Origin of the sequence: Microvirga pakistanensis, from assembly GCF_004458765.1 — a bacterium.
In the GTDB taxonomy this organism is placed as follows: Bacteria; Pseudomonadota; Alphaproteobacteria; order Rhizobiales; family Beijerinckiaceae; genus Microvirga; species Microvirga pakistanensis.
In genome coordinates this window covers 1-223 of record NZ_SPJX01000716.1, presented here as the reverse complement: position 1 = coordinate 223, position 223 = coordinate 1, and the positions used below count along the sequence as shown (strand labels likewise).

The 223-nt window shown below is 55.2% G+C and carries 1 rRNA gene; it reads right to left on the bottom strand.

From position 1 onward, the window contains the following. Window positions 1–223 (bottom strand): 16S ribosomal RNA (locus E4K09_RS28465); the annotation flags it as partial.

Sequence of the window (223 nt, the reverse complement as noted above, 5' to 3'; positions counted from 1 at the left end):
TGAAGAGGAATGTCTCCACTCCCCACACCGGACATGTCAAAGGCTGGTAAGGTTCTGCGCGTTGCTTCGAATTAAACCACATGCTCCACCGCTTGTGCGGGCCCCCGTCAAGTCCTTTGAGTTTTAATCTTGCGACCGTACTCCCCAGGCGGAATGCTTAAAGCGTTAGCTGCGCCACTGACGAGCAAGCTCGCCAACGGCTGGCATTCATCGTTTACGGCGT